The sequence below is a fragment of the Hydrogenophaga sp. UC242_50 genome, from assembly GCF_042697355.1.
GTDB lineage: Bacteria > Pseudomonadota > Gammaproteobacteria > Burkholderiales > Burkholderiaceae_C > Hydrogenophaga.
This window is the reverse complement of the sequence record NZ_CP170553.1, coordinates 2,880,202-2,894,775: the sequence shown is the minus strand read 5'-3', so window position 1 is coordinate 2,894,775 and position 14,574 is coordinate 2,880,202. Positions and strand designations below refer to the sequence as shown.

Annotated in this window: 10 protein-coding genes and 3 pseudogenes; 10 read left to right on the top strand and 3 right to left on the bottom strand. The window is 68.8% G+C overall.

The annotated features are described in order from the left end of the window. Window positions 1–96: 96 nt before the first annotated feature. Both ACFJGX_RS14880 and ACFJGX_RS14875 read left to right on the top strand, forming a co-directional pair. Complete coding sequence (locus ACFJGX_RS14880) at window positions 97–1,092, top strand: phosphatase PAP2 family protein (RefSeq protein ID WP_382326468.1); 996 nt, start codon at window positions 97–99, stop codon at window positions 1,090–1,092. Further along, the gene (locus tag ACFJGX_RS14875; protein WP_382326466.1) at window positions 1,089–3,023 is read left to right on the top strand and encodes a hypothetical protein; all 1,935 of its coding nucleotides are present in this window, start codon (window positions 1,089–1,091) and stop codon (window positions 3,021–3,023) included. The genes ACFJGX_RS14880 and ACFJGX_RS14875 overlap by 4 nt, the downstream gene beginning before the upstream one ends. Before the next feature lie 6 nt (window positions 3,024–3,029). On the opposite strand, the gene ACFJGX_RS14870 is transcribed toward ACFJGX_RS14875, so the two are convergent. From ACFJGX_RS14870 to ACFJGX_RS14860, 3 genes and pseudogenes are all read right to left on the bottom strand, one after another. Further along, window positions 3,030–3,683 carry a Crp/Fnr family transcriptional regulator gene (locus tag ACFJGX_RS14870; protein WP_291111322.1) on the bottom strand — a complete coding sequence of 218 codons (654 nt, stop codon included), beginning with the start codon at window positions 3,681–3,683 and terminating at the stop codon, window positions 3,030–3,032. An 11-nt stretch (window positions 3,684–3,694) separates the two neighbouring features. After that, window positions 3,695–4,126 carry a helix-turn-helix transcriptional regulator gene (locus ACFJGX_RS14865; protein ID WP_382326464.1) on the bottom strand — a complete coding sequence of 144 codons (432 nt, stop codon included), beginning with the start codon at window positions 4,124–4,126 and terminating at the stop codon, window positions 3,695–3,697. 351 nt (window positions 4,127–4,477) lie between these two features. Continuing rightward, window positions 4,478–6,182 (bottom strand): annotated as a pseudogene (locus ACFJGX_RS14860) (thiamine pyrophosphate-binding protein). A 35-nt stretch (window positions 6,183–6,217) separates the two neighbouring features. On the opposite strand from ACFJGX_RS14860, the gene ACFJGX_RS14855 reads away from it, so the two are divergent. The 8 genes and pseudogenes from ACFJGX_RS14855 (at window position 6,218) to ACFJGX_RS14820 (ending at window position 14,571) form a co-directional block, all read left to right on the top strand. Beyond that, complete coding sequence (locus ACFJGX_RS14855) at window positions 6,218–6,868, top strand: TetR/AcrR family transcriptional regulator (protein WP_382157020.1); 651 nt, start codon at window positions 6,218–6,220, stop codon at window positions 6,866–6,868. Between the two features lie 77 nt (window positions 6,869–6,945). Next, window positions 6,946–7,953 (top strand): Bug family tripartite tricarboxylate transporter substrate binding protein, encoded by a 1,008-nt coding sequence (locus tag ACFJGX_RS14850; protein ID WP_382320354.1) that lies wholly within the window; start codon window positions 6,946–6,948, stop codon window positions 7,951–7,953. 20 nt (window positions 7,954–7,973) lie between these two features. Further along, window positions 7,974–8,471: a tripartite tricarboxylate transporter TctB family protein gene (locus ACFJGX_RS14845; RefSeq protein WP_382320357.1), complete on the top strand. Its 498-nt coding sequence runs from the start codon at window positions 7,974–7,976 to the stop codon at window positions 8,469–8,471. A gap of 9 nt (window positions 8,472–8,480) precedes the next feature. Beyond that, the gene (locus ACFJGX_RS14840) at window positions 8,481–9,980 is read left to right on the top strand and encodes a tripartite tricarboxylate transporter permease (protein ID WP_382326462.1); all 1,500 of its coding nucleotides are present in this window, start codon (window positions 8,481–8,483) and stop codon (window positions 9,978–9,980) included. Continuing rightward, window positions 9,977–10,807: a sugar phosphate isomerase/epimerase family protein gene (locus ACFJGX_RS14835; protein WP_382325640.1), complete on the top strand. Its 831-nt coding sequence runs from the start codon at window positions 9,977–9,979 to the stop codon at window positions 10,805–10,807. Before ACFJGX_RS14840 ends, ACFJGX_RS14835 begins: the two co-directional genes overlap by 4 nt. Continuing rightward, window positions 10,804–12,159, top strand: a complete 1,356-nt coding sequence (locus ACFJGX_RS14830; protein WP_382320361.1) for an enolase C-terminal domain-like protein — start codon at window positions 10,804–10,806, stop codon at window positions 12,157–12,159. The genes ACFJGX_RS14835 and ACFJGX_RS14830 overlap by 4 nt, the downstream gene beginning before the upstream one ends. A gap of 231 nt (window positions 12,160–12,390) precedes the next feature. Further along, window positions 12,391–13,363 (top strand): annotated as a pseudogene (locus ACFJGX_RS14825) (tripartite tricarboxylate transporter substrate binding protein). 43 nt (window positions 13,364–13,406) lie between these two features. Then, window positions 13,407–14,571, top strand: a pseudogene (locus tag ACFJGX_RS14820) (Gfo/Idh/MocA family protein). The last annotated feature ends 3 nt before the right edge of the window (window positions 14,572–14,574 follow it).

The window sequence follows — 14,574 nt, the reverse complement described above, 5'->3', positions numbered from 1 at the left end:
GGAATACATATGAGCGGAGGTATCAGCGGCGGTATCAGCGGCGGTATCAGTGGGGGAATCAGCGGCGGCATCAGCGGAGGTATCAGCGGTGGCGCCATGGTGTCGGCCGACGCCCTGATCCTCAGCCGCGCCGCCATCGTGGGCCCCTTCAACGGGGCGGTGCTGCACGTCAACGAGCCGGCGTTCGACAGCCCGCCCAACCTCGCGCTGTGGGCCGAAGGCCCGCGCCACGAGGCCGTCTTCTCCCAGCTCGTCGAGGGCTTGCTGTTCAAGACCCGAAGCGGCCCCAAGGACGCCACGCTCGAGTTCGCCAACCTCCAGGCGAGCACCATCCAGCGCAAGCCGCTCGTGCGCATGCGCGCACCCACCAAGGCGCAGTTCAAGAAGCAGCTCGATCTGGTGGCCTCGTACGCGGACCTGCGGGCCGACCGCGCGATCGAGATCGTGGACCAGCGCACCCCGCCGATCCTGTTCTGGTCGTCCGTGGTCGGGCTCACGGCACACCGCCACAAGAAAACCCTGCAGCTGATCGACCTGGTGTTCTCCCTGGCCGTGCTGGTCGAGATGCGCTTCAAGCAGATCTTCGCCAGCATCCGGCCGGTGGCGTTTTCGCCGCAGATCCAGCCCATGATCGAGACGCCGGGGCATGGCAGCTGGCCCAGCGGCCATGCCACGGAGGCTTTTGCCGTGGCCGCGCTTCTTGAGGCCTTGTTGGATGCTGTACCGGGTACAGGTTCGCCGCCCAACGGCACGCTGAACCGCGAGCAGATGCAGCGGCTGGCCGCGCGCATCGCGACCAACCGCGTGGTGGCCGGCGTGCACTACCCCGTGGACAGCGCGGGCGGGCGCCTGCTCGGCACGGCGCTGGCCGAGTTCCTGGTGGCGCGCGCCACCGGCACGCGTGTGCACGAACGCGGTTTTGACGGCCGCCTGTTCGAAGGCCCCAACGGCGAGCCGCTGGACTTCAGCCTGAACCAGTCGATGGACCACACCAGCGGCAACGCCTACACGCGCTCGGCCACGTCCACCGCCGTGGGCAACGCGCCACTGCTGGCCTGGCTTTGGGGGGAAGCGCTCAAGGAGTGGGCATGAGCGGCCCCACTTGGCAACCGCTGCCCACCGGTGAGTTCACCGGCATCGACTGGAACGCGCCGGGCGCCATCGACGGTGAAGACCCCTACCTGATCTGGGCGGAAGCCGACCAGTTCGCGGGCTACCACCTCGGCCGCGGCAAGAGGCCACCCAAGTGGTTGCCGATCGTGATCGAGCTCACCAGCGAGGCCGATGTGCCGGCGCTGGTGGCGGCCTCCTCCACCGCCTGGCTGCAGATTCCGCGCGTGTACCTCAATGTGTCCGGACTGCGCTTCTGCACCGCGCGGGTGAAGAAGCGCTTCTTCGACCAGTTACGCAGCAACCCGCACCTGCGCAGTCTCATCCTGCGCTTCGAGCTCGGGTTGCCGGTGGGCCACCACACGCATCCCCTGATCGACCCCTGCACGCCCGAGAGCCAACCGGTCTCCGCGCCCGGCCTGCTCGACGGCAAGGTGCTGGGCTTGATCGACGGCGGCCTGGCTTTCGCCAACGACCAGTTCCTCGACGCCCTCGGCCACACGCGCGTGAAGCACTTCTGGCGCCAGGACGACACGGTGAATGGCAACTGGCCCGGCAACCAGCCGCACCACTGCGTGCCGCTGGACCCGGCCCGCGCCGGCCCGACACCAGATGACATGGGCTACGGCCACGAACTCTCGGGCGCGGACATCGACGCGGCCATCGCCACTTACACGCGCCACGGCCAGCTGGACGAGGACGCGCTCTACGCCCACCTGCAGCTCTGGGACCTGACCCGCCCGGTCAACCACGGCACGCACGTGATGAGCCTGGCCTGCGGCAAAGGCAACCTGCTGCATCCGATGGACGACGAGGCCAGCCGCTGCGACCTGGTCGCGGTGCAGCTCGACTGGTCGAACGTGCTCGACACCTCGGGCGGCGCGATGAACGTGAGCGTGCTCGACGGGCTCATGTACATCCTCGCGCGTTGCGCGCCCAGCGCCCAGCTGGTGGTCAACATCAGCTGGGGCACGCTGGCCGGTCCGCACGACGGCACTTCGGTGCTGGAAGCGGCGATGGACCAACTGGTCGCGCTGCTCGGCGGCCGCCTGCAGATCGCCGTGCCCGCCGGCAACGCCTACCAGAGCCGCACCCATGCCAACGCCACACTGCCCCCAGGCGGTTCGGTGGCGCTGCACTGGCGCGTGCAACCCGACGACCGCACCGAGAGCTACCTGGAAATCTGGCTGCCCGCGGGCGCGCAGAACGTGCGCATCAGCGTGACGCCACCGGGCCACACCCAGCCCCTGCCGCCCATCGCCATGGGCCACGGTGGCACCTGGGTGGACGCGCAGGGCGCACCGCTGTGCGGCCTGATCTACCCCACCACCTCGGCCCTGGGCAGCCACGGCACATGCGCCCTGCTGGCGCTGGCGCCCACGTTCAGCCGCCGGCGATCGGTGGTCACCGGGCCTTTCGGCACCTGGAAGGTGGTGTTGAGCAACACCGGCCTGACGGAGACCCTGTTCGACGCCTACATCGAACGCGACGACGTGGCCATCGGCCAGAACACGGGTGCGCGCCAGTCCTACCTGGAAGACGTGTTCTACGACACCAGCGGCAACCTGGGCTCTTTCGTGGACCATGCCGACAACCCGACGCCCGTGCGCCGCAGCGGCACCTTCAACAGTCTCTCGACCGGCCAGAACACGGTGAGCGTGGGGGGTCTGCGCGCGCAGTCCTCGGCGGGTGGGCATTTCGCGCTGTATTCCCCGCGCAAGCCCGACCCCGACGCGGGCCGACCGCAACGCCCGGGCGTGAAGAAGGTGCCCGAAACGCTGAAGCCCTGCGACGACAACCCGGCCCTCTGGGGTGTGCTCGGCGCGGGCAGCCGCAGCGGCAGCGTGGTGCGGTTGGCGGGCACCAGCTCGGCCACGCCCCTGCAGGCGAGGGACATGGTCAACGGCCTCTGAGGCGGTTTACCAGCGCGCGGGCAAGGGTTTGCGCAGCACGATCCAGCGCTCGCGCACCGCGATGTAGCCACCGGTCTCCAGGTCCTTGAGCAGGCGGCTCACCATCTCGCGCGAGCAGGCGAGGTGCTGCGACATCTGCTGGTGGGTCAGGCGCTCCTTCAGGGGGCGCTCGCCGTTCCCGTCGGGCTTGCTGCTGGCCAGCTCGTTGAGCAGGCGCACCAGGCGGCCGTAGACGTCGATCAGCGCCACGCTGCGCGCGCTGTCCGTCGCCAGGCGCGCGCGCCGGATCAGGCGGGCCATGAGCTCCAGCGCGAACTCGGGGTGGGCCGCGATGTACTCGAGCAAGGTGGCGCGCGACACCACCGCGCAGGTGCTGGCCTCGGCGGCCTCCACGTTCGCGGAGCGCGGCCCGCCGTCGAGCGACATCTCGCCCACGTACTCGAGCGGGCCGTACATGCCCAGCGTGAGCTCGCGTCCCTGGTTGTCGGCCACAAAGGCCCGCAACCGCCCCTGCAGGACGATGTACAGCGTGTCGCCGGTTTCGCCTTCCTGGATCAGCAGCGCGCCACGCCGATAGCGCCGCGCGACCCCGAGGGTCGCGAGCGCTTCAATGTGGGGGGAGTTGGGAGGGGTTACGAAGGAAACGGCAGGGGCAGGCATCCAGGCTCACGTCACGGGTGGGAAAACTCCGTGGCATTGTGAGGCATGGGCGTGATGATGCGCAAGGCAGGGACCACCGGCGGCAGGCTGTTGACCCGGTGCAGCAGGCGGCGGATGCTGGGGGCGCCGGCTTTCTCGCGCAGCGTCTTGATCTGGCTGCGCACGGTGGACTCGGCCACGCCGTGCTGCGTGGCGATCTCGGTGATCTGCAGGCCCCGGCACAGGCCCATGAGCACCGACTCCTCGCTCGGGCTCAGGTTGAGCGAGCGGGCGAACATGCGCACCGCAAGGTTGTCGCAGGTGTTCTGGCGCGACAGCAGCACCAGCACCGAGGGCGCGTCGGCCTCCAGTGGGTGGCTCAGCGGCGTGAACGCCAGCGAAAGCTCTTTCTCGCCCGAGACCAGCATGAGCAGCTTGCGCTGACCGCGGAACGAGGACTCCATCGGCCAGCTGGATCTGCGAGGTGAATTCGGCGCTGCTGCCCAGCAGGCTGTTGCCGTACGACATGATGACCCGCCCATTGCGCAGCTCGTGCCGCGCCAGGTGGTTGGCGTGCAGGATGTGCCCTTGCGCATCGATGATCAGCATGCCGTAGTCGATCTCGTCGAACACCCGCATGAGGTGCTGCGCGCCCAGGCCCGAACGCAGGCCCATGCCGCCGGCGACATCCGCGCCGCCATTCCAAACCGTGTCCGTTGCTTGCCACATGACCAACCCCCGTTGATGGATGGGCCAGTCTAGGCAGGGGCGCTACCGACGGGGTGTGTGAAGCTGCCCCGGACTTTGTGACGTATTCACATGGCCGTGCGCTGGGCGGCCTGGCGGATCGCGCCGAGCGTGCCGCGCGTGGTGATCACATCCACGTCCAGCAGCACCTCGATCACCGTGCCCACCGGCGCGGCCAGGGCGCGCTGCAGCGCGGGCTCGAACTCGGCGGTGTGGGTGATGCGCTCGGCCGCGTAGCCATAGGCCCGGGCGAGCGCGCAGAAATCGGGGTTCGCCAGGCCGGATCCGCTCACGTGCGCCGGGTACTCGCGCTCCTGATGCATGCGGATGGTCCCGAAGCTGCCGTTGTTGAGCAGCAGCACGATGCTCTTGGCGCCATGCTGCGTGGCGGTGGCAGGCTCCTGCCCGTTCATGAGGAAGTCGCCGTCGCCCGCGATGGTGAACGCGGTGCGCCCGCTGACGATGGCCGCGCCGATGCCGGCCGGCACGCCATAACCCATGGCGCCATTGGTGGGCGCCAGCTGCGTCTTGTGGCCCTTGGCCAGGCCGTGGTGGCGGAAGAAGCGGTGCAGCCAGCTCGCGAAGTTGCCCGCGCCGTTGGTGAGCACGGCTTCGGCCGGCAGGTGCCGCTGCAGGGTGTGGATGATCGCCGGCATGTCGATGGTGCCGGGCAGCGTGATGCCGCCGTTGCGCCACGTCGATGTTGGCGAGGTAGTCGGCATGGCAGGCCTGCGCCCAGGCGCTCCAGGGCACGCAGGGCGGCGCGGTGAGCACCTCCAGGCTGCGCGCGGCGGCGTTCATGGTGGCGTGGATGGCGAGCGTGGGCTGGTACACCCGGCCCAGCTCCTCGGCGCTGGCGTGGATGTGCACCAGCTTCTGCGCCGGCACCGGCGCTTCGACCAGCGTGTAGCCGCCGGTGGTGGCCTCGCCCAAGCGCGGACCCAGGGCGATCAGCAGGTCGCTCTCGCGCACGCGGCGCGCCAGCGCGGGGTTGATGCCCAGCCCCACGTCGCCCGCGTACAGCGCGTGGTGGTTGTCGAAGGTGTCCTGGAAGCGGAAGGCGTTCGCCACCGGCAGCTGCCAGTTCTCGGCGAAACGCTGCAGCGCGGCGGCGGACTGCGGCGTCCAGCCGCCGCCGCCGGCGATCACCAGCGGCCGTTCGCTCGCCAGCAGCAGCGTGCGCAACTCGCGCAGCGCGCCCGGGTCGCTCCAGGCCTGCACCGGCTCCACGCGCGGCAGCGGTTCGGCGTCCACCGCCTGCGTGAGCATGTCCTCGGGCAGCACCAGCACCACCGGGCCGGGACGGCCGTTCATGGCGGTGGCGAAGGCGCGCGCCACGTACTCGGGGATGCGGCGCGGATCGTCGATGCGCTCCACCCGCTTGGCCATGCCCTTGGTGGACGGGCCGAAGAAGGCCGCGTAGTCCACCTCCTGAAAGGCCTCGCGGTCGCGCGCCTCGCTCGCCACGTCGCCCACGAACAGCACCATGGGCGTGGAATCCTGGAACGCGGTGTGCAAGCCGATGGAGGCGTTGGTGGCGCCGGGCCCGCGCGTCACGAAACACACGCCGGGCCGACCGCTGAGCTTGCCGTGGGCCTCGGCCATGAAGGCCGCGCCGCCTTCCTGCCGGTTGGTGATGAAGCGGATGCGATCGGCGTGGGCGTGAAAACCATCGAGCACCGCGAGATAACTTTCGCCCGGCACACCGAAGGCATGGGTCACACCCTGGACAATGAGGCATTCCACGAGCAGATGGCCAGCAATCCGGGTCATTTGACTTTATTAACCAATTAGAGAATTATCTGGGCATGAGCATCCCACCCACACCGGTCGCGGAAGAGCGTCTGAGAGACGCGGACCGATCGCAGAATACCATTCTGAACGCGGCGCGAGACGAGTTCTCCGAGCACGGGCTGGGCGGTGCGCGCATGGACCGCATCGCCGAGCGCGCCGGCCTCAACAAGCGCCTGATCTACTACTACTTCGAGGACAAGGAGCGCCTGTTCCAGGCCGTGCTGGAGCAGGCCTACCGCGACATCCGCGAAGAGGAACGCCAGCTCAACCTGCTGCACCTCAAGCCCGAGACCGCGCTGCGCCGGCTGGTGGAGTTCACCTGGAACTATTACCTGGAGCACCCCGAGTTCCTCACGCTGCTCAACAGCGCCAACCTGCACCGCGCGCGGCACCTCGCGCAGTCCGAGCGAGCGCGCCAGCTCAACTCGCCGCTGATCGCCACGCTCACCGAAGTCATCGAGCGCGGCCGCGCCGACGGCACCTTCCGCGGCGGTGTCGATCCGCTGCAGCTCTACGTGTCGATCGCCGGCCTGTCCTACTTCTACCTCTCGAACAACCACACGCTCTCGGCGATCTTCGGGCGAGACCTCATGACGCCCAAGGCGCACAGCGAGCGGCTCTCCCACATGTGCGACGTGATCCTAGGGTATGTCCTGATGAGCTGAGGCGGCTGGCGGCTTGACGTCGCAGGGGGCGGTTTCTAGTATTAACTGCTCGGTGAATTAAACCCCTGGAGACAACGATGAAGACCGCCCTGCCCCTTCGCCACCTGTTGATCACCTCCCTGCTGGCCGTTGTCTCGGCCAGCGCCATGGCCCAGTGGAAACCCGACCGACCGATCACCCTGATCGTGCCCTGGGCGCCCGGTGGCTCCACCGACCAGGTCACGCGCGTCACCGCCGCCGAGCTGGAAAAACACCTGGGCCAGAAGATCGTGGTCATGAACCAGCCCGGCGCCTCGGGTTCGGTGGGCACCAAGAACGCCATGGCCGCGCCGGCCGACGGCTACACCTGGACGGCCGGCGGCGCCAAGGACCTGGGCACCTACAAGGTGCTGGGCATGCTCGACACCTCCGCCACCGACTGGAACCTGTACCTCAACGTGGCGCACATCGCGGTGGTCGGCGTCAACGCCGATGCGCCCTACAAGACCATGACCGAGCTGCTGGCCGCCATGAAGGCCAAGCCCGGTGCGGTCTCGGTCGCCACGGCGGGCGTGAACTCCAGCGGCCACTCGGCCATCGAAGCCATCGCGCGCGCCGCCGGCGTCACCTACAAGCACGTCACCTACGACGGGGGCGCACCGGCCGCCGTGGCCGCCGCCTCGGGCGAAACCGAAGTGACCACGCAGCTCGCGGCCGAGCAGACCGACATGATCCGCGCCAAGAAGATCCGCCCGCTGGCGGTGGTGGGCGACAAGTCGATCGAGATCGAGGGCTTCGGCACCATCCCGCCGCTGTCGCAATTCATCCCGGGCTTCAAGGACCCGATCAACTACTTCGGCATCTTCGTGCCCAAGGCCGCGCCGCCGGTGGTGGCTCAGACGCTGGACAAGATCTGGGCCACCGAGATGGTCAAGAGCGAAGCCCTGCGCAAGTACGCGCAGGCGCGCGGCGCCATGTTCGCGCCGATGGCGGGTGAAGAGGCGCAGAAGGCCGTGTTCCCGGCCATCCAGTCCTACGCCTGGACGCAGCAGGCCGCCGGCAAGGCCAAGGTGTCGCCCGACACCGTCGGCATACCCAAGCCCTGATCCCCCACACGGAACACAACATGAGCGAGGGTGGAAAAACCGCCCGCTCCGACCTCTGGGGCGGTGCGGGCTGGGTGGTGTTCGGTTTGGTGATCGTGATCGGCTCCATTCGCATGGAGCGCTTCGAGTCCATGGGCGCACAGCTCTACACCATGCCCGGCTTCGTGCCCGGCATGATCGGCGGCGTGGTGGCCCTGCTCGGCCTCGTGCTGATGCTGCGCGGCTGGACGCGCCGGGCCCATGAGGCCGCCACGGACGCGGCGACACCGGTCGAACCGCTGCTCAACCGGCGCATCGGCATCACCATGGCGCTCACGCTGGTGTACGCCGGCCTGCTGATCGGGCGCGCACCGTTCTGGCTGGTCACGGCCCTGTTCGTCGCGGCCTTCGTGGCCGTGTTCACCCCCACCGACACGACCCCCACGCGCCGCGCCACGGTGGCGCTGCTGGCCGGCGTGCTCACCTCGGCCGTCGTCACCCTGGTGTTCGAGCAGGTCTTCCTCGTCCGTCTGCCTTAGGGACCCACCATGTTTGACGGACTGATCATGTTCGGGCAGTCGATCGCGCGCTTCAGCGGGCCCGAGACGATTGCCTACGCCCTGCTGGCCTCGCTGGTCGGTGTGGTCATGGGCGCCCTGCCCGGCCTCACCGCCACCATGTCGCTGGCGCTGATGACCACGCTCACGCTCAAGCTGCCGCCCAGCCAGGCGCTGCTGATCCTGATCTGCACTTACGTGGGCTGCATCTACGGCGGCTCGCGCTCGGCCATCCTGCTCAACATCCCGGGCACGCCGGCCTCGGCCGCGTCCTGCCTCGATGGCTACGCGCTCGCGCGCCAGGGCATGGCCGGCCGCGCCATGGGCATCGCCACCACTGGCTCGGTCATGGGCACGCTGATCGGCATGTTCTTCTTGGCCACGCTCACGCCCGTGCTCGGCGGCCTGGCGCTGAAGTTCGGCGCCTACGAGTTCTTCTGGCTGGCGTTCTTCGGCGTCATCATCGCCGGCACGCTCACCGGCGACGACCCGCTCAAGGGCTGGATCGCCGGCATCGCGGGCCTGTTCATCGCCACCGTCGGCCAGGAGCCGCAGTACGGCTACGAGCGCTTCGCCTGGGGCCTGCGCGACCTCGCCGGCGGCATCCAGCTGGTGCCCGCGCTGGTCGGCGCCTTCGGCTTCGCCGAGTTGCTGACGGCCATGCGCGAACGGCAGGCACCCGTGAAGATCAGCCCCTTCGACACCGTGATCCCCAAGGTGCGCGACGTGCTGCAGTACTGGCGCACCATCCTGCGCTCGGGCCTGATCGGCACCGGCGTGGGCATCGTGCCCGGCGTGGGCGAGGACGTGGCGGCCTGGTCGTCCTACGCCGCCGCCAAGCGCGCGAGCAAGGAAAAGGAGAAGTTCGGCAAGGGCTCGATCGAAGGCCTGATGGCCGCCGAGACCGGCGACAACGCCTGCGTGCCCGGCGCGGTGATCCCCGTGCTCACCCTGGCCATTCCCGGCTCGGCGCCGGCCGCCGTGCTGATGGCCGCGATGATCATCCACGGCGTCAAGCCGGGGCCGCTGATCATGGTGGAGAACCCCGAGTTCGTGTACGACGTGGTGACCATGATGCTGTTCGCCACCATCGGCATCCTGATCTTCGGCCTGGTGCTCACCAAGGCGCTGGTGCAGGTGCTGCGCGTGCCCCAGCACCTGATCGTGCCCATCGTCTTCGTGCTGTGCACCGTGGGCAGTTTCGCCATCGCCGGGCGCCTGTTCGACGTCTACGTGATGCTGGCTTTCGGCCTGATCGGTTTCTTCCTGCGCCACTACGGCTACCCCATGGCGCCGCTGGTGCTGGGCATCGTGCTGGGCGACCTGATGGAGAAGAACCTGCGCCGCGCGCTGATCCTGTCCGACGGCGACCTCTCGCCCTTCTTCACGCGCCCCATCGCCGGCACCGTCGCCGCCATGATCTTCGCCACCATCGCCTGGAAGCTGTGGACGCTGTACGGCCGCCAGGCCCGGCCCAAGGCAACGGCATGAAACTGGCCCTGTGCAACGAGGTGCTGCAGCCCCTGCCGCTGGCGGCCCAGTGCGAGGCCGCCGAGCGCATGGGCTACGACGCGCTGGAAATCGCGCCCTTCACGCTGACCGACGAACCCGAGGCGCTCGACAGTACCGCCGCCCACCGCGTGCGGTCCACCGCGCACAGCCACGGCCTGGCCGTCTCCAGCCTGCACTGGCTGCTGGTCAAGCCCGCCGGCCTTTCGCTGGTGAGCGACGACAAAGCCTTGCACCGCCGCACGCTGGACCTGCTGCGCCGCCTGATCGACTTCACCGCCGCCTGCGGCGCGCGCGCGCTCGTGCACGGCTCGCCCAAACAGCGCTCGCCCGGCCCCGGCCAGAGCGTGGCGGACGCTGCCGCGCGCTTCGAGGCCGCCATGGCCGAACTCGCGCCACACGCCGCGGACGCGGGCGTGGTGTATTGCATCGAACCGCTGGGCCGCTTCGAAACCCCGGTGATCAACACCGTGGCCCAGGCCGCCGCGATGGTCGACCGCATCGGCTCGCCCGCCATCCGCACCATGCTCGACGTGAGCGCCGCCTCGCACAACGAAACCGAGCCCGTGCACGAGGTGCTGCGCCGCTTTCTCGCCAGCGGCCACATCGCGCACGTGCAGCTGAACGACAGGAACCGCCGCGGCCCCGGCCAGGGCGAGACCGACCAGCGCCCCGTGCTGCAGGCGCTCAAAGACGGGCGCTACGCCGGCTGGGTGGCGGTGGAACCCTTTGAATACGTGCCCGATGGCCTGGGTTGCGCCCAAGCGTCGGCACAGCATGTGCGTGAGATCTGGAGGACCCTGTCATGAGCGCTGTGACCTTGCGCGTGCACGAGGTGCAGCTGTACGAGCGCCACGTCACGCTGCGCCTGCCCTTCCGTTTCGGCGCCGCCACCGTCACGCAATGCCCGCAGGCCTTCGTGCGCGTGCTCGCCGAGGTGAATGGCCGGCGCGTGGAAGGCGCGAGCGCCGAACTGATGGTGCCCAAGTGGTTCGACAAATCGCCCACGCTCACCCACGAACAGAATTTCGAACAGCTGCGCGAATCGCTGCGCAACGCGCGCGAGGCCGTGCAGGCGACCCGCGAGGCGCTCAGCCCCCATGCGCTGTCGCACGAGGCGGGTGAGGCGGCCATCGCCACCTCGGTGGTGCGGCGGCTGCCGCGCCTGGCCGCGCAGTTCGGCCCCGCCCTGCTCGACAAGGCCGTGGCCGACGCGGCGCTGCGCGCGGCCGGCCGCTCGTGGGTCGATGGCGTGCACGCCGGCGTGCTCGGCGACCCCTGGGGCCCGCGGCTCGACCTGGTGCGCCCCACGCACGTGGTGCTGCGCCACACCGTGGGCCTGGCCGATCGGCTGGTGGAGGGCGACGAAGGCGCCGACCCGCAGGACGGCCTGCCCGCCACGCTGGAGGCGGCGATCCGGCGCCACGGCCTGCACCACTTCAAACTCAAGCTCTGCGGCCAGATCGGCGCCGACGTGGAGCGCCTCACCCGCATCGCCGAGGTGCTGCAGCGCGTGGGCGGGGACTACCGCGTCACGCTCGACGGCAACGAAACCTTCACCGACGCCACCAGCCTGGGCAAGTTCTGGCAGGCGCTGCGCACCACGCCCGCGCTGGCCGATCTGCTGCGCCGCACCCTGCTGCTGGAGCAGCCCCTGGCGCGCGCGGTGGCGCTGCGCGAATCGATCGCCTCGCTGGGCATCGGCGTGCCGGTGATCCTGGACGAGTCCGACGACCACGCGGCCGCGCTCGACGAGGGCCTGGCGCTGGGTTACCACGGCATCTCCAGCAAGGCCTGCAAGGGCATCTACCGCTCGCTGCGCAACGCGCACCGCATCGCGCAGGACCCGCGCCTGCTGCTCTCGGGCGAAGACCTCACCTGCCAGGCCGGCCTGGCGGTGCAGCAGGACACCCTGCTCGCGGCCAGCCTGGGCGTGCGCCACATCGAGCGCAACGGCCACCACTACGTGGACGGCTTCGGCACCGCGCCCGCCGACGAAGCGTTGGCCTTCGCCCGCGCCCACCCCGGCTTCTACGAAATCACGGCGGGCCGCCCCCACCTGGCGGTGCGCCAGGGCCAGCTCGACCTGCACGCCCTGCACGCGCCGGGCTTCGCGACCGCGGCGACGCCGCAATGGCGCAGCCTGCAGGCCATCGCCTGAAATTTCACTGAATGGTTAATTGAAAACGGTCTGCGGCTCACCGCAGACCGCCGTGGCTGTGGGGGCCGAGCCGCGGCCGGGCGCGCCGACGCCCGTAGAACCAAGGGAAAACCCTGAATGCGATGCCCACAATCTTCGCTTGCGCATCTTTCGCGACCGCTTCTATAATTTCCGCTATTCACTGATTGGTGAATTAAACCAACAACCAGCCCTTTTTCACTGGAGACAAGCATGAAACTGATTCACGCCACCGCCCTGGCCGCGTTCGCTCTCGCCACCAGCCTGCCCGCCGCCGCGCAGCAGGCCTACCCGAACAAGGCCATCCGCGTGATCGTGCCGTTCGCCGCGGGCAGCACCACGGACATCATTGCGCGCGCGATCACGGACAAGATGAGCCAGAGCATGGGCCAGCCCATCGTGGTGGACAACCGCGGCGGCGCCAGCGGCACCATCGGCCAGGCGGCGGTGGCGCACGGCCGCGCCCGATGGCTACACCATCATGATCCACTCGTCTTCGCACACGGTGAGCCCCTCCACCTTCGCCAAGCTGTCCTTCGACACGGTGAACGATTTCGCTGGCGTCACCCCGATCTCCTCCACCCCCAACGTGCTGGTGATCGCGCCAAGCCGAAACCTCAAGACGCTGCCGCAGCTGGTGGCCAACGCCAAGGCCAACCCCGGCAAGATGAACTTCGCCTCCGCCGGCCAGGGCAGCGCCACCCACCTCAACGCCGAGAAGTTCAAGATGGCCGCGCAGATCGATGCGGTGAACATCCCCTTCAAGGGCTCCGCCGAGGCCGTCACCGAAGTGCTCGCCGGCCGCGTGGACTACTACTTCTCGCCCATCGCCCCGGTGATCGGCCAGATCAAGGAAGGCCAGCTGCTGGCCCTGGCCGTGGGCTCGCCGCGCCGCGCCAGCGCCCTGCCCGATGTGCCCACCACCGCCGAAGCCGGCGTGCCCGGCTCCGAATTCAACTTCTGGATCGGGATGATGGCCCCGGCCAAGACGCCGCGCGACGTCGTCAACCGCTTGCACGACGAAGTCGTCAAGGCCCTGGCCACGCCCGAAGTGAAGGAACGTTTCCTCAAGCTGGGCGCCGATGCCTGGACGCTCAAGCCCGAGCAGTTCGATGCCTACATCAAGGAAGAAATCAAGAGCAACGCCGTGCTGGTGAAAGCCGCCGGCCTGCAAGTGACCAACTGACCCCGGCCCCGGGGTTTTCAAAGCGAAGAGAAGGAACTCGACAATGGCCGTTCAACAACTCGGGATCATCATGCACGGCGTGACCGGACGCATGGGCATGAACCAGCATCTGATCCGCTCCATCTGCGCGATCCGCGCGCAAGGCGGTGTGACGCTCTCCAACGGCGACCGGGTCATGCCCGACCCCATCCTGGTCGGCCGCAACGCCGAGAAGATGGAAGCGCTGGCCAAGGCCCACAACATCCCGCGCTGGGGCACCGACCTCGATGCCGCGCTGGCCAACAAGAGCGACACCATCTTCTTCGACGCCGGTACCACGCAGATGCGCCCCACCCTGCTGCGCCAAGGCCATCCGCGCCGGCAAGCACGTGTACTGCGAGAAGCCGATCGCCACCAACCTCAACGAGGCGGTGGAGATCGCGCGCCTGGCGCAGAGCTCGGGCCTCAAGCACGGCGCCGTGCAGGACAAGCTGTTCCTGCCCGGGCTGCGCAAGCTCGACATGCTGCGCCGCGCCGGCTTCTTCGGCCGCATGCTCAGCGTGCGCCTGGAGTTCGGCTACTGGGTGTTCGAAGGCGACCTGCAGCCCATCCAGCGCCCGAGCTGGAACTACCGCAAGGAAGACGGCGGCGGCATGATCCTGGACATGATGTGCCACTGGCGCTACGTGCTGGACAACCTGTTCGGTGAAGTGAAATCGGTCTCGTGCATCGGCACCACGCACATCCCCACGCGCTGGGACGAAGCCGGCAAACCCTACGAGTGCACCGCCGACGACGCGGCCTACGCCACCGCCGAACTCACCGGCCACAACGGCGAAAACGTGATCGCGCAGCTCAACATGAGCTGGGCCACCCGCGTGAACCGCGACGACCTCGTGACCTTCCACGTCGACGGCACGCACGGCTCCGCCGTCGCCACGCTGACCGGCTGCAAGGCGCAAAGCCGCGTGAACACGCCGCGCCCGGTGTGGAACCCGGATGTGAAGCAGACCATGAACTTCTCCGAGCAATGGCAGGACGTGCCGGACACGCAGGTGTACGACAACGGCTTCAAGATCCAGTGGGAACACTTCATCCGCCACGTGGTGGAGAACGAGCCCTACAAGTGGACGCTGCCCGAAGGCGCCAAGGGCGTGCAGCTGGTGGAAGCCGCGCTGGACAGCTGGGAACAGCGCCGCTGGGTGGATGTCCCCGCGTTGAAGGTCTGAGGC

Coding starts and splice junctions, on each gene's coding strand:
- ACFJGX_RS14880 (WP_382326468.1), top strand. CDS start 97: ATGGTGTCGGCCGACGCCCTGATCCTCAGCCGCGCCGCCATCGTGGGC.
- ACFJGX_RS14875 (WP_382326466.1), top strand. CDS start 1,089: ATGAGCGGCCCCACTTGGCAACCGCTGCCCACCGGTGAGTTCACCGGC.
- ACFJGX_RS14870 (WP_291111322.1), bottom strand. CDS start 3,683: ATGCCTGCCCCTGCCGTTTCCTTCGTAACCCCTCCCAACTCCCCCCAC.
- ACFJGX_RS14865 (WP_382326464.1), bottom strand. CDS start 4,126: ATGGAGTCCTCGTTCCGCGGTCAGCGCAAGCTGCTCATGCTGGTCTCG.
- ACFJGX_RS14855 (WP_382157020.1), top strand. CDS start 6,218: ATGAGCATCCCACCCACACCGGTCGCGGAAGAGCGTCTGAGAGACGCG.
- ACFJGX_RS14850 (WP_382320354.1), top strand. CDS start 6,946: ATGAAGACCGCCCTGCCCCTTCGCCACCTGTTGATCACCTCCCTGCTG.
- ACFJGX_RS14845 (WP_382320357.1), top strand. CDS start 7,974: ATGAGCGAGGGTGGAAAAACCGCCCGCTCCGACCTCTGGGGCGGTGCG.
- ACFJGX_RS14840 (WP_382326462.1), top strand. CDS start 8,481: ATGTTTGACGGACTGATCATGTTCGGGCAGTCGATCGCGCGCTTCAGC.
- ACFJGX_RS14835 (WP_382325640.1), top strand. CDS start 9,977: ATGAAACTGGCCCTGTGCAACGAGGTGCTGCAGCCCCTGCCGCTGGCG.
- ACFJGX_RS14830 (WP_382320361.1), top strand. CDS start 10,804: ATGAGCGCTGTGACCTTGCGCGTGCACGAGGTGCAGCTGTACGAGCGC.